11 protein-coding genes are annotated in these 14,067 nt (G+C 72.3%); 10 read left to right on the top strand and 1 reads right to left on the bottom strand.

Going from position 1 to position 14,067, the window contains the following annotated elements; translation table 11 throughout:
* The first annotated feature begins 63 nt into the window (after nucleotides 1–63).
* The gene (locus tag N5875_RS10665) at nucleotides 64–1,620 is read left to right on the top strand and encodes a PucR family transcriptional regulator (RefSeq protein ID WP_318207628.1); all 1,557 of its coding nucleotides are present in this window, start codon (nucleotides 64–66) and stop codon (nucleotides 1,618–1,620) included.
* Nucleotides 1,621–1,822: 202 nt separating this feature from the next.
* Here the strand turns inward: N5875_RS10665 and N5875_RS10660 are convergent, their stop codons facing one another.
* Entirely contained in the window at nucleotides 1,823–2,020 is a 198-nt protein-coding gene (locus N5875_RS10660) for a hypothetical protein (protein ID WP_318207627.1), read from the bottom strand.
* A gap of 165 nt (nucleotides 2,021–2,185) precedes the next feature.
* Between N5875_RS10660 and N5875_RS10655 the strand changes: the two genes are divergently transcribed.
* From N5875_RS10655 to N5875_RS10615, 9 genes are all read left to right on the top strand, one after another.
* Nucleotides 2,186–3,181 carry an EamA family transporter gene (locus tag N5875_RS10655; RefSeq protein WP_338493306.1) on the top strand — a complete coding sequence of 332 codons (996 nt, stop codon included), beginning with the start codon at nucleotides 2,186–2,188 and terminating at the stop codon, nucleotides 3,179–3,181.
* Nucleotides 3,182–3,401: 220 nt separating this feature from the next.
* A complete protein-coding gene (locus tag N5875_RS10650; protein WP_055603555.1) occupies nucleotides 3,402–4,847 on the top strand; it encodes an aldehyde dehydrogenase family protein in 1,446 nt (481 codons plus the stop codon).
* Between the two features lie 207 nt (nucleotides 4,848–5,054).
* On the top strand, nucleotides 5,055–6,977 hold the full coding sequence (locus tag N5875_RS10645; RefSeq protein ID WP_318207625.1) for an acyl-CoA dehydrogenase family protein: 1,923 nt from the start codon (nucleotides 5,055–5,057) through the stop codon (nucleotides 6,975–6,977).
* Between the two features lie 357 nt (nucleotides 6,978–7,334).
* The gene (aroA, locus tag N5875_RS10640; protein ID WP_338493304.1) at nucleotides 7,335–8,621 is read left to right on the top strand and encodes a 3-phosphoshikimate 1-carboxyvinyltransferase; all 1,287 of its coding nucleotides are present in this window, start codon (nucleotides 7,335–7,337) and stop codon (nucleotides 8,619–8,621) included.
* Between the two features lie 39 nt (nucleotides 8,622–8,660).
* Nucleotides 8,661–9,920, top strand: coding sequence for a 1-deoxy-D-xylulose-5-phosphate reductoisomerase (dxr, locus tag N5875_RS10635; RefSeq protein ID WP_318207623.1), 1,260 nt, complete (start codon nucleotides 8,661–8,663; stop codon nucleotides 9,918–9,920).
* Nucleotides 9,917–11,224 (top strand): site-2 protease family protein, encoded by a 1,308-nt coding sequence (locus tag N5875_RS10630; protein WP_318207622.1) that lies wholly within the window; start codon nucleotides 9,917–9,919, stop codon nucleotides 11,222–11,224. Before dxr ends, N5875_RS10630 begins: the two co-directional genes overlap by 4 nt.
* Before the next feature lie 103 nt (nucleotides 11,225–11,327).
* On the top strand, nucleotides 11,328–12,485 hold the full coding sequence (gene ispG, locus N5875_RS10625) for a flavodoxin-dependent (E)-4-hydroxy-3-methylbut-2-enyl-diphosphate synthase (protein WP_318207621.1): 1,158 nt from the start codon (nucleotides 11,328–11,330) through the stop codon (nucleotides 12,483–12,485).
* A gap of 133 nt (nucleotides 12,486–12,618) precedes the next feature.
* Nucleotides 12,619–13,464 carry a GNAT family N-acetyltransferase gene (locus N5875_RS10620; RefSeq protein WP_318207620.1) on the top strand — a complete coding sequence of 282 codons (846 nt, stop codon included), beginning with the start codon at nucleotides 12,619–12,621 and terminating at the stop codon, nucleotides 13,462–13,464.
* A 28-nt stretch (nucleotides 13,465–13,492) separates the two neighbouring features.
* On the top strand, nucleotides 13,493–14,038 hold the full coding sequence (locus tag N5875_RS10615; RefSeq protein ID WP_318207619.1) for a GNAT family N-acetyltransferase: 546 nt from the start codon (nucleotides 13,493–13,495) through the stop codon (nucleotides 14,036–14,038).
* The last annotated feature ends 29 nt before the right edge of the window (nucleotides 14,039–14,067 follow it).

Below are 14,067 nucleotides of genomic sequence, written 5' to 3'. Positions count from 1 at the left end.
GCACAATCGGTGGCGCCGCTCGGCTGAGCGGCGCCCCCTCGCTCAAAGGTCCGACGGTCCCCAATGCCGCCCACCCTCGCCTCGCTCGTCCAGCACTCCGCCCTCAAGCTCGTCGTCCGGGCGGGGGAGGACCGCCTGGACACCCCCGTCCGCTGGGCGCACGTCAGCGAGCTCGCCGACCCCGTCCCGTACATGGAGGGCGGCGAGCTCCTGCTCACCACCGCGCTCACCCTCGACGCGGAGGACCTGGACGCGATGCGCCGCTACGTGCGGCGGCTGCTCGGCGCGGGGGTCGTCGGGCTCGGCTTCGCCGTCGGCGTCAACTACGACGAGATCCCGCCCGCCCTGCTGGACGCCGCCCGCGACGAGCACCTGCCCCTTCTCGAAGTACCGCGCCGGACCCCGTTCCTCGCCATCAGCAAGGCCGTCTCCGCGGCCATCTCCGCCGACCAGTACCGCGCCGTCACCGCCGGCTTCGAGGCCCAGCGCGAGCTGACCCGCGCCGCGCTCGCCGAAGGACCCGAGGCCGTCGTCGCCCGGCTCGCCGCGCACGTCGACGGCTGGGCCGCGCTCTACGACACCTCCGGCACCGTCGTCGCCGTCTCGCCCGACTGGGCGGCACGCCGGGCCGCCCGCCTCACCCCCGACGTCGAGCGGCTCCGCGACCGGCCCGCGCCCGCCAGCGCCGTCGTCGGCGGTACGGACGACCGCGTCGAGCTCCAGTCGCTCGGCACCGGACGGCGCGTGCGGGGCGCCCTCGCCGTCGGCACCGGCGCGCCCCTCGGGACGGCCGAGCGGTACGCGGTGCACTCGGCGATCGCCCTGCTCACCCTCACCACGGAACGCTCCCGTTCGCTCCAGGCGGCCGAACAGCGGCTCGGCGCGGCGGTCCTGAAGATGATGCTCGCGGGCCAGCCCGACCACGCGCGCGCGGTGGCCGGCGATGTCTACGGCGGGCTCCTCGACGCCCCCTTCCGGCTCCTCGTCGCCGAACCCGCCGGAGGCGACCCCACCGGCGAACCGGCGCTCCAGGTCCTGGCCGAAGCCCTGGAGTCGGCGGCCGCACGCGCGGGCGAGGCGGTGCTCACCGTCCCCGAGAGCGAGCAGCGGCTCGTCGTCCTCGCCGGCGACGCGGGCGCGGTCGTCGCCGCCTGCGAGGGGTACGCCGAACGGGACGCCGAGGACGCCGGCATCACCATCGGCCTCTCGGCCCCCGCCGGTCCGATCACGGCCGCCGCCGCGTACAAGCAGGCGGAACAGGCGCTGTCGGTGGCGCGAAGGCGCGGGAAGGCGCTCGTCGAACACGAGGACCTGGCGGCGGGCTCGGTCCTGCCGCTCCTCGCCGACGACGCCGTCCGCGCCTTCGCCGACGGGATGCTCCGCGCCCTCCGGGACCATGACGCGACGGGCCGCGGCGACCTCGTCGCCTCCCTGCGCGCCTGGCTCTCCCGGCACGGCCAGTGGGACGCGGCCGCGGCCGACCTGGGCGTCCACCGGCACACCCTGCGCTACCGGATGCGGCGGGTGGAGGAGATCCTCGGCCGCTCGCTCGACGACCCGGACGTACGGATGGAGCTGTGGCTGGCGCTGAAGGCGACGGGGGAGGGCGGCGCCGAGTAGCAGCGGGAGCGGGGAGCGGGCGGAGCCGCCCTACGGCCTGTCCGGGCCGTCGGGCGGAGCCGCCCTACGGCCTGTCCAAGCCGTTCATGGTCACCGGGGGCCACGGCTCTCCCGCCCGATCCGCCGTCCAGGCCCTACGCGTCCCCGCCCCGATCCGCCGTCCAGGCCCTACGCGTCCCCGCCCCGATCCGCCGTCCAGGCCCTACGCGTCCCCGCCCCCACCGTCGCCCCCGCTTCCGACGCTCCTCCGCCGGTTGCTGTCCCGCACCATGCTGCCCAGCGCCAGGGTCACGGCGGCGACCCCTCGCACCCAGCGGGGCCCGCCCCGCGCGGCCCACACCACGCAGACGCACCCTCCGACGGCGAGCACCAGGACGCCGGTCAACGCCAGCACGATCATGCGAGTCCCCCTGTCTGTCGTCTCCCTCCACCGCGTCCGCGGTGGGTCCGGACATCCTGTCATTCCTCGGAATCGGTCTTCCCACGCCTGTCTACTGGCTCCCGCCTGCCCGAATACGGGCAATTCTCTTGGTCATCGGGCCTGTGACTCCTTACTCTCCTGCTCATGACAAGCCCCGCCGTCGATCCGGCCCCCGAGGCGCCCCAGGCCGCTCCCGAGCCCGAGTCCCGTACCCCCGCGCGTGCGACCGCCACCACGGTCACCACCCCGACCCGCCGGATCACCGGGGCCGTATGGGCCGCGCTCGGCATCGTGTACGTCGTGTGGGGGTCCACGTACCTCGGCATCCGGATCGTCGTCGAGACGATGCCGCCGTTCCTCTCGGCCGGCGCCCGCTTCGTCACCGCGGGGCTGCTCCTCGCCGGGATCATCGCCTGGCGCCAGGGCCCCGCGGCCCTCAAGGTGAACCGCCGGCAGCTCGGTTCGGCGGTGCTCGTCGGTCTGCTCCTGATCCTCGGCGGCAACGCCCTCGTGGTCCTCGCCGAGACCTCCATCCCCTCCGGCCTGGCCGCCCTCCTCATCTCCGTCGTCCCGGCCTGGGTCGTGATCCTGAAGGCCGCCACCGGGCAACGGCCGACCGCCGGCGGTCTCGCCGGCGTGCTCCTCGGACTCGTCGGGCTCGCGGTGCTCACCCTGCCGGGGGTCAGCGGTGACGTGAAGGTCGGCGGGGTCGTCCTGGTCGTCGTCGCGACCCTGCTGTGGTCCCTCGGCTCGTTCTCCTCCTCGCGCCTGCCGATGCCGCCCAACCCCTTCACGGCCAGTGCGTACGAGATGATCGCGGGCGGTCTCGCCGGTCTGGTCCTCGGTCTGGGCCGGGGCGAGCACCACGGCCTCGACCTGGCCGAGATCTCGACCCGGTCCTGGGTCGCGCTCGCCTATCTGATCGTCTTCGGCTCGCTGATCGCCTTCACCGCGTACGCGTGGCTCCTCCAGGCCGCACCGCTCTCGCTCGTCGCCACGTACGCGTACGTGAACCCGGTCGTCGCGGTCGCCCTCGGTGCCCTCGTCCTGAACGAGGCCCTGTCGTGGCCCATCGTCCTCGGCGGCGCGATCGTCGTGGGAGGGGTGTGGCTCATCGTGTCGACGGAGCGGCGCGGCTGATCCCCGACAGGGCGGCGTGGTCGATCCCCGGCCGGGCGGCGTGGTCGATTCCCGGCCGGGTGACCCGCGTGACGGCGGGTGATCTCGTCTCTTCGGCCAATTCGGACAGAGGTCCTGACCCATCACTCCACACCGGACAAGCCCACGCCGGCCGCCCCGGCCCTAACGTGTCACGAGAGCAATCGCTCGCACCCCCCGATACGGAAAGGGCCGGGACGCAATGACGACCACCCACGCCTTCTGGCTCGCCGGCCGCGAGGCCACCGGCGAGGCCACCTTCGACGTCACGAACTCCTTCGACGGACGTCTGGTCGGCAAGGTCAGCGTGCCCACCGAGGCCCAGGTCGAGGAGGCCGTCGCCGCCGCGCACGCCGTCGTCGACGAGTTCGCCGCGACCCCGGCGCACGTCCGCGCCGCCGCCCTCGACCACGTGTCGAAGCGGCTCGCCGAGCGCACCGAGGAGATCGCCCTGGTGATCTCCGCCGAGAACGGCAAGCCCATCAAGTGGGCCCGCGGCGAGGTCGGCCGTGCCGTCTCCGTCTTCCGTTTCGCCGCCGAGGAGGCCCGCCGCTGGAACGCCGGCGAGGCCCAGCGCCTGGACACCGAGGCCGGCGGCGCGGGCCGCCTCGCCCTGACCCGCCGTATCCCCAAGGGTGTCGTCCTCGGCATCGCGCCGTTCAACTTCCCGCTGAACCTCAGCGCCCACAAGGTCGCCCCGGCCATCGCCGTCGGTGCCCCCATCATCCTCAAGCCGGCCCCGTCGACCCCGATCTCCTCCCTGATCCTGGGCGAGATCCTGGCCGAGACCGACCTGCCGGCCGGCTCCTGGTCGATCCTGACCGTGCCGAACGACCGCATGCCCGCCCTCGTCAAGGACGAGCGCCTCCCGGTCATCTCCTTCACCGGCTCCGACACGGTCGGCTACGCCATCCAGCAGTCGGTGCCCCACAAGCACTGCACCCTGGAGCTCGGCGGCAACGCCGCGGCCGTCGTCCTCCCCGACTGGTCCTCCGAGGAGGACCTGGACTGGGCGGCGAGCCGTATCGCCACCTTCTCCAACTACCAGGGCGGCCAGTCCTGCATCTCCGTCCAGCGCGTGATCGTCGACTCCTCCGTCCACGACCGCCTGCTGCCGAAGATCGTCGCCGCCGTCGAGGCGCAGGTCACCGGTGACCCGTCCGACGCCGCCACCGACGTCGGCCCGCTCGTCGACGAGGCCGCCGCGAAGCGCGTCGAGTCCTGGGTGGACGAGGCCGTCGCGGCCGGCGCCAAGCTCCTCGCGGGCGGCAAGCGCGAGGGCGCGACCTACGCCCCGACCGTGCTCACCGAGCTTCCGGCGGACGTCACCCTGGCGCGCGCCGAGGTCTTCGGACCGGTCCTGACCATCGCCAAGGTCGACGGCGAGGCCGAGGCCTTCGCCGCGGTCAACGACTCCGACTTCGGCCTCCAGGCCGGTGTCTTCACCCACGACCTCCAGGCCGCCTTCCGCGCCCACCGCGCCCTCGAGGTCGGCGGCGTGATCGTCGGCGACGTCCCCTCGTACCGCGCCGACCAGATGCCGTACGGCGGTGCCAAGCGCTCCGGCGTCGGCCGCGAGGGCGTCAAGTACGCGATGGACGACTACACCTACGAGCGCGTCCTCGTCCTGACGGGCCTCGCCCTGTAAGGCGTACGTCCAGGGCGTACGGCGTACGTCCACGAGACCAGGCGGTCCGAACCCACTGTGCGGGGGTTCGGGCCGCCTTTCGCCGTACGGCCCAGGCTCGCCGTACGGCCCAGGCCCCCCGTACGGCCCAGGCCCCCCGTCCGGTCTCCCGCCTGTCCAGACCTCCCGAAATCGGGTACGACGGACAGTGAGACCGAGGAGGTGTCCATGTCCGCTCCCACCCAGCGGCCCAAGGTCACCGCGCACGAGGCCCGGCAGACCGCCGAGGCCGCACGTGAGCGTGACTGGCACAAGCCCAGCTTCGCCAAGGAACTCTTCCTCGGCCGGTTCCGGCTCGACCTCGTCCATCCCCATCCGCTCCCCGCCGACGAGGACGCCCGCCGCGGAGAGGCCTTCCTGGCCACCCTCCGCACGTTCTGCGAGACCCGGATCGACGGCGGCCGCATCGAGCGCGAGGCCCGCATCCCCGACGAGACGCTCGCCGGGCTCAAGGAGCTCGGCGCGCTCGGGATGAAGATCGACCGGAAGTACGGCGGCCTCGGCCTCACCCAGCTGTACTACAACCGGGCCCTCGCGCTCGTCGGCTCGGCCAGCCCCGCCGTCGGCGCCCTGCTCTCCGCGCATCAGTCGATCGGCGTACCGCAGCCGCTGAAACTCTTCGGCACGCAGGAGCAGAAGGACGCGTTCCTGCCCCGGCTGGCCCGTACGGACATCTCCGCGTTCCTGCTGACCGAGCCGGACGTCGGCTCCGACCCGGCGCGGCTGGCCACCACCGCCGTACCCGACGGGGACACGTACGTCCTCGACGGCGTGAAGCTCTGGACCACCAACGGCGTCATCGCCGACCTGCTCGTCGTCATGGCCCGCGTACCCGTCTCGGACGGACATCCCGGCGGCATCACCGCCTTCGTCGTCGAGGCCGGCTCGCCCGGCATCACCGTCGAGCACCGCAACGCCTTCATGGGCCTGCGCGGCCTGGAGAACGGCGTCACCCGCTTCCACGGCGTCCGGGTCCCCGCCGAGAACCGCATCGGCCCCGAGGGCGCGGGCCTCAAGATCGCCCTCACCACCCTCAACACCGGCCGGCTCTCGCTGCCCGCCTCCTGCGCCGGTGCCGGGAAGTGGTGCCTGAAGATCGCCCGCGAGTGGGCGGGCGTCCGTGAGCAGTGGGGCGGGCCGGTCGGCCGGCACGAGGCCGTCGGCACCAAGATCTCCTTCATCGCGGCCACCACCTTCGCCCTGGAGGCGGTCGTCGACCTCGCCTCCCAGATGGCCGACGAGGACCGCAACGACATCCGCATCGAGGCCGCCCTCGCCAAGCTGTACGGCTCCGAGATGGCCTGGCTCATCGCCGACGAACTCGTCCAGATCCGGGGCGGCCGCGGCTACGAGACCGCCGACTCGCTCGCCGCCCGCGGCGAACGCGCCGTCCCCGCCGAGCAGGTCCTGCGCGATCTGCGGATCAACCGGATCTTCGAGGGCTCGACCGAGATCATGCACCTGCTGATCGCCCGCGAGGCGGTCGACGCCCACCTCTCCGTCGCGGGGGACCTCATCGACCCCGGGAAGTCGCTCGCCGACAAGGCGAGGGCCGGCGCGCGGGCGGGCGGCTTCTACGCCCGCTGGCTGCCGGGACTCGTGACGGGTCCGGGGCAACTGCCGGGCTCGTACGGCGAGTTCGGCGAGCTGGCGGTGCATCTGCGGTACGTCGAACGAACCTCCCGCAGGCTCGCCCGCTCCACCTTCTACGCGATGTCGCGCTGGCAGGGCCGGATGGAGCTCAAGCAGGCGTTCCTCGGCCGGATCGTGGACATCGGCGCGGAACTCTTCGCGATGAGTGCGGCGTGTGTACGGGCCGAACTCCTGCGGACCACCGGCGAGCACGGCCGCGAGGCCCACCAGCTCGCGGACGCCTTCTGCCGGCAGGCGCGGCTGCGGACCGAGGAGCTGTTCGGACGGCTCTGGTCCAACACGGACGACGTCGACCGGCGGGTCGCCGACGGGGTCCTCACCGGGCGGTACGCGTGGCTGGAGGCGGGGATCGTGGACCCCGGCGACGAGGGCCCGTGGATCGCGGACGCGAACCCGGGCCCCTCGACCCAGGAAAACCTCCACCGCCGAATTCCCTGACCGTGCCCCGGCACCCCCCGTTGTGGCCCCGGCCGCCGCGGGCCGCCGCCTGGTGCTGCGCCCGCGCCCCTCGTTGTGGGCATCTGTTCCTCCCCCAAGGACTTCGTCCAGGGGGGACCCCCAGGGGCGGAACGGGTGGGCACAACGGAACGGTGCCCCTTGCCGGGCCTAGGCTTTCGCGCCTGGACCCGCACCCCGTGTGCGGCGCGCAAGGAGTGCGGGTCCAGGCACAAGGGGCGGGGGCGCCGCCAAGGGCGCCGTCCCGCACGGGGTACCGTCGCGCCCCGCGGCGCCCCGCCCCGTCCACGGTGCGGACCACCGCGCGAAGGCCTCCTGCCGCACGGCAGGATGAGCGGCGTGACCGTCATCCACATCCCCGGCTCCAAGTCCGTCACCGCCCGCGCGCTCTTCCTCGCCGCCGCGGCCGAGGGCACCACCACGCTCCTCCGGCCCCTCGTCTCCGACGACACCGAGGGCTTCGCCGAGGGGCTCGCCGCCCTCGGTTACGCCGTCCGACGCGAGAGCGACACCGGCGAGAACGGCGAGACCGGCGAGACCAGCGAGACCGGCGACGCCGCCGACGCCTGGCACATCCAGGGCCGCCCCGCCGGCCCCGGCGCGGACTCGGCCGACGTCTACTGCCGTGACGGCGCCACCACCGCCCGTTTCCTGCCGACCCTGGCCGCCGCCGGCCACGGCACGTACCGCTTCGACGCCTCCGCCCAGATGCGGCGGCGGCCCCTCGGGCCGCTGACCACAGCCCTGCGCGACCTCGGCGTCGACCTCCGGCACGGAGGGCAGGAGGGGCACCACCCCGTCGACGTCCACGCCCACGGCGTGAAGGGCGGCGCGATCACCCTGGACGCCGGGCAGTCCTCCCAGTACCTGACGGCCCTCCTCATGCTGGGCCCGCTCACCGCCGAGGGCCTCGACATCACCGTGACCGACCTGGTCTCGGAGCCGTACGTCGAGATCACCTTGGCGATGATGCGGAGCTTCGGCGCCGAAATCCGCCAGGAGGGCCGTACCTACCGCGTCGCCCCCACCGGCTACCGCGCCCTGACCTACGGCATCGAGCCCGATGCCTCCACTGCCAGCTACTTCTTCGCCGCCGCCGCCCTCGAACCCGGCCGCTCCGTCACCGTCCCCGGCCTCGGCACCGGCGCCCTCCAGGGCGACCTCGGCTTCGTCGACGTGCTGCGCCGCATGGGCGCCGATGTCGAGATCACCGACGCCGGCACCACCGTCCGCTCCACCGGCACCCTGCGCGGCCTCACGGTCAACATGCGCGACATCTCCGACACCATGCCGACCCTCGCCGCGATCGCCCCCTTCGCCGACGGCCCGGTCCGCATCGAGGACGTCGCCAACACCCGGGTCAAGGAGTGCGACCGCCTCGACGCCTGCGCCGAGAACCTGCGCCGCCTCGGCATCACCGTCCACACCGGCCCCGACTGGATCGAGATCCACCCCGGCACGCCCACCGGGCCCGTCGAGATCGCCACCCACGGCGACCACCGGATCGTCATGTCCTTCGCGGTCACCGCCCTGCGTACCCCCGGCATCACCTTCGACGACCCCGGCTGTGTGAAGAAGACGTTCCCCGACTTCCACCGGGTCTTCGACACGTTTGTCCACAGTTAGTCCGCACCCCGTGAAGTCCGCGCAGTCTTTGCGGCAAGAATGGGGGGCATGAGCGACCGCCCCTCTCCTCTCGCCGATCCCCATATCGCCTTCGACGTCTCCGAAGGACGCCGGGACATCGTCGTCCTCGGCTCGACCGGGTCCATCGGCACGCAGGCCATCGACCTGGTGCTGCGCAACCCCGACCGCTTCCGGGTCACCGCCCTGGCCGCCTCGGGCGGCCGGGTCGCGCTGCTCGCCGAGCAGGCGCACCGGCTGAAGGTCGCCGCGGTCGCCGTGGCGCGCGAGGACGTGGTGGAGGAGCTCCGTACGGCCCTGAAGGCGCTGTACGGCTCCGAGCCGCTGCCCGAGCTCCTCGCGGGCCCCGACGCGGCCACCCAGCTCGCCGCCTCGCCGTGCCACACCGTCCTCAACGGCATCACCGGCTCCATCGGCCTCGCGCCGACCCTGGCCGCTCTCGAAGCCGGCCGTACCCTCGCCCTCGCCAACAAGGAGTCGCTGATCGTCGGCGGCCCCCTGGTGAAGGCGCTCGCCAAGCCCGGCCAGATCATCCCGGTCGACTCCGAGCACGCCGCCCTCTTCCAGGCGCTTGCCGCGGGCACCCGCGCCGACGTCCGCAAGCTGGTCGTGACCGCCTCCGGCGGCCCCTTCCGCGGCCGTACGCGCGCACAGCTCGCCGACGTCACCCGCGAGGACGCGCTCGCCCACCCGACCTGGGCCATGGGTCCGGTGATCACGGTGAACAGCGCCACCCTGGTCAACAAGGGCCTGGAGGTCATCGAGGCGCACCTCCTCTACGACATTCCCTTCGACCGCATCGAGGTCGTCGTCCACCCGCAGTCGTACGTCCACTCGATGGTCGAGTTCACGGACGGCTCCACGCTCGCCCAGGCCACCCCGCCGGACATGCGCGGCCCGATCGCCATCGGCATCGGCTGGCCCGAGCGGGTCCCGGACGCGGCCCCCGCCTTCGACTGGACCAAGGCTTCCACCTGGGAGTTCTTCCCGCTCGACACCGAGGCGTTCCCGTCGGTCGGGCTGGCCCGGCACGTCGGCGAGCTGGGCGGCACCGCCCCCGCGGTCTTCAACGCGGCCAACGAGGAGTGCGTCGAGGCGTTTCTCGCCGGACGGCTGCCGTTCAACGGAATCATGGATACGGTCACAGCGGTCGTCACGGAGCACGGCGTTCCCGCCACGGGAACCTCCCTCACCGTGCCGGACGTCCTCGAAGCGGAGACCTGGGCGCGCGCCCGGGCCCGAGAGCTCGCAGCGAAGGCAACAGCGGAGGCCCGCGCATGACCGAAATGCTCCTGTACATCCTGGGCATCGTGCTGTTCGCGTTCGGACTGCTCGTCTCCATCGCCTGGCACGAGCTCGGTCACCTCTCCACGGCCAAGCTCTTCGGCATCCGCGTGCCGCAGTACATGGTCGGCTTCGGCCCCACGATCTGGTCGAAGAAGCGCGGCGAGACCGAGTACGGCATCAAGGCCATCCCCGCCGGCGGCTACATCCGCATGATCGGCATGTTCCCGCCGGGCGAGGACGGCAAGATCGAGGCCCGCTCCACCTCGCCCTGGCGCTCGATGATCGAGGACGCCCGGGAGGCCTCGTACGAGGAGCTCAAGCCCGGCGACGAGACCCGGCTCTTCTACACGCGCAAGCCGTGGAAGCGCGTGATCGTGATGTTCGCCGGACCGTTCATGAACCTGGTCCTGGCGGTGGCGCTGTTCTTCGGCTCGATGATGACGCTGGGCATCGAGGGCCAGACCACGCAGGTCGCGGGCGTCCAGAAGTGCGTCATCGAGCAGGACGAGAAGCGCGAGAAGTGCGCGGCGGGCGACCCCGTCTCCCCGGCCTTCAAGGCCGGTCTGAAGGACGGCGACAGGATCGTCGCCTTCAACGGCACCCCGGTGAGCGACTGGGACACCCTCTCCGACCGCATCCGCGACACCATCGGCCCGGCGACGATCACCGTCGAGCGCGCCGGGCAGCAGGTCGAACTGCACCCCACCCTCGTCGCCAACAAGGTGCTGGCGAAGGACGAGGACGGCAAGGTCGTCCAGCCCGTCAAGTACGTCGACGCCGGCTACCTCGGCTTCGCGTCCAAGACCGAGGTCGCGGCCCTCACCTTCGGCGAGACCACCGACCGGATGGGCGACCTCCTGGAGAACGGCGTCCACTCGGTCATCGCCCTCCCCGGCAAGATCCCCGGCCTGTGGGACGCCACCTTCGGCGACGGCGAGCGCGCCGACGACTCCCCGGTCGGCGTCGTCGGCGCCGCCCGCATCACCGGTGAACTGATGAACGTCGAGGCCCCGCCGACGACGATCCTCGTGATGTTCATGAACCTGCTCGTCGGGTTCAACGTGTCGCTGTTCCTGTTCAACATGCTCCCGCTGCTGCCGCTCGACGGCGGTCACATCGCGGGTGCCCTGTGGGAGTCCGTACGCCGTCACACGGCCCGGATCTTCAGGCGCCCCGACCCGGGCCCCTTCGACGTGGCGAAGCTGATGCCCGCCGCGTACGTGGTGGCCGGGGTCTTCGTCTGTTTCACGCTGCTCGTCCTCGCCGCCGACCTCGTCAACCCGGTGAGGATCACGTAGCCCGCAGGGGGGCCGGACCCGGTGGTGTCCGGCCCCCCGCCCCCGGGGCGGTAACCTCGGAGACCTGAGCCCGCCGACGCACAACCTTGAGGTTGCACAGAAGATGACCGCGATTTCTCTCGGTATCCCGACCGTCCCGACCCGGCTCGCCGAGCGGCGCAAGAGCCGCCAGATCCAGGTCGGCAGCGTGGCCGTCGGCGGTGACGCACCCGTCTCCGTGCAGTCGATGACCACCACCCGTACCTCCGACATCGGCGCCACGCTCCAGCAGATCGCCGAGCTGACCGCCTCCGGCTGCCAGATCGTGCGGGTGGCCTGCCCCACCCAGGACGACGCCGACGCCCTCGCCGTCATCGCGCGGAAGTCGCAGATCCCGGTGATCGCCGACATCCACTTCCAGCCGAAGTACGTCTTCGCCGCGATCGACGCGGGCTGCGCCGCCGTCCGCGTCAACCCCGGCAACATCAAGCAGTTCGACGACAAGGTCAAGGAGATCGCCAAGGCGGCCTCCGACGCGGGGACCCCGATCCGCATCGGCGTCAACGCCGGCTCGCTCGACGCGCGCCTGCTCAAGAAGTACGGCAAGGCCACCCCCGAGGCGCTCGTCGAGTCCGCCCTCTGGGAGGCGTCCCTCTTCGAGGAGCACGGCTTCCGCGACATCAAGATCTCGGTCAAGCACAACGACCCGGTGATCATGGTCGAGGCCTACCGTCAGCTCGCCGCCCAGTCCGACTACCCGCTGCACCTCGGCGTCACCGAGGCGGGCCCCGCCTTCCAGGGCACCATCAAGTCGGCCGTCGCCTTCGGCGCGCTGCTGTCCCAGGGCATCGGCGACACCATCCGCGTCTCCCTCTCCGCGCCGCCGGCCGAGGAGATCAAGGTCGGCATCCAGATCCTGGAGTCGCTGAACCTGCGCCAGCGCCGCCTGGAGATCGTCTCCTGCCCGTCCTGCGGCCGCGCCCAGGTCGACGTCTACAAGCTCGCGGAGGAGGTCACCGCCGGCCTCGACGGCATGACCGTCCCGCTGCGCGTCGCCGTCATGGGCTGCGTCGTCAACGGACCGGGCGAGGCCCGCGAGGCCGACCTCGGCGTCGCCTCCGGCAACGGCAAGGGCCAGATCTTCGTGAAGGGCGAGGTCATCAAGACCGTCCCCGAGTCGAAGATCGTCGAGACCCTCATCGAAGAGGCGCTGAAGATCGCCGAGCAGATGGAGAAGGACGGCGTCGCCAGCGGCGAACCGTCGGTCGCCGTCGCGGGCTGAGAATTCCCGGCTCCTCTCGAAGCCCCCTCCTCCCTCCGGGGAGGAGGGGGCTTCGTCTGCGCGAAGGGCCCTGCCACAGACGAGAGGGGTAAAGTGCGGAGACCACGTAGAACCGTACGGTGAGGCCCCCTTCGTGCTGACACAACCCGCCACCCGGGTCCTCGAACCCGCCGACCTCGGCGCCGCACTCGCCGTCCTGGAGAGTGCCCCCGTCGAGAACGCCTTCGTGACCGCCCGCGTCCAGGTCGCCGGGCTCGATCCCTGGCGGCTCGGTGGCGAGATGTGGGGCTGGTACAGCGAGGGGCGGCTGCGTTCGCTCTGCTACTCCGGGGCCAACCTCGTGCCCCTCTGCGCGACGCCCGAGGCCGTGCGCGCCTTCGCCGACCGGGCGCGCAGGACCGGGCGCCGCTGTTCCTCGATCGTCGGGCCCGCCGAGCCCACCACCGAGCTGTGGCGGCTCCTGGAGCCCAGCTGGGGCCCTGCGCGGGACGTCCGCGCCCGGCAGCCGCTGATGGTCGCGGAGGAGCCCTCCGTGACCGTCGCGCCCGACCCGCTGGTGCGCCGCGTCCGCAAGGACGAGATGGACGTGATCATGCCCGCGTGCGTGGCCATGTTCACCGAGGAGGTCGGCATCTCCCCGCTCGCCAACGACGGCGGACTGCTCTACCAGGCCCGGGTCGCCGAACTCGTCGGCGCCGGCCGTTCCTTCGCCCGCATCGAGGACGGCAAGGTGATCTTCAAGGCGGAGATCGGCGCCGCCACCCGCCAGGCCTGCCAGATCCAGGGCGTCTGGGTCGCCCCCGAGCACCGCGGCAAGGGCCTCTCCGAGTCGGGCATGGCCGCCGTTCTCCAGTACGCCCTGGCGGATGTCGCGCCCCTCGTCAGCCTGTACGTGAACGACTACAACACCCCGGCGAGGGCCTCGTACCGCCGTGTCGGCTTCCAGGAGACCGGTGCCTTCATGAGCGTGCTGTTCTGAGGCCCCGGCCGCTTGTAGGGTGCGCCGCATGGATGACGCAGAGATCATGGTCGGTCCGGTCAATCTCGCCGCCCGGGTGGACGAGGCACTCGCCGTGCAGGCGCTCGCCTTCGGCCTGGACCAGGACGAGATCGCCGTACGCCGCCACATCGTGCTGCGCCACCTGCTGAACCCCGGCGCCCGCGCCTACGGGGCCACCACCCGCGACGGGAAGCTCGTCGGGTTCGTGTACGGGATGCCCAACGACCGCGGCCACTGGTGGTCCACCGTCGTCGAGTCGTATCTGCGCGCCACCGGCACCGTCGACTGGCTCGACGACTCCTTCGTGATCACCGAACTCCACGTCCACCCGGCCCACCAGGGACGAGGTGTGGGCCGCGAGCTGATCACCACCATCACCGACGAGGCCGCCGAACCGCGCTCGATCCTCTCCGCGATCGACACCGACAGCCCGGCCCGCGGCCTCTACCGCTCCCTCGGCTACCAGGACCTCGCCCGCCAGGTGCACTTCCCGAGCGCGGCCCGCCCATACGCGGTGATGGGCGCGTCCCTGCCGCTCAAGCGCCGGAACTGATTTCTCCGACCCGGGGAGGCCCGGCTAAT

The organism is Streptomyces sp. SJL17-4, assembly GCF_036826855.1.
Lineage (GTDB): Bacteria > Actinomycetota > Actinomycetes > Streptomycetales > Streptomycetaceae > Streptomyces.
This window is presented reverse-complemented; position numbering and strand designations above follow the sequence as displayed.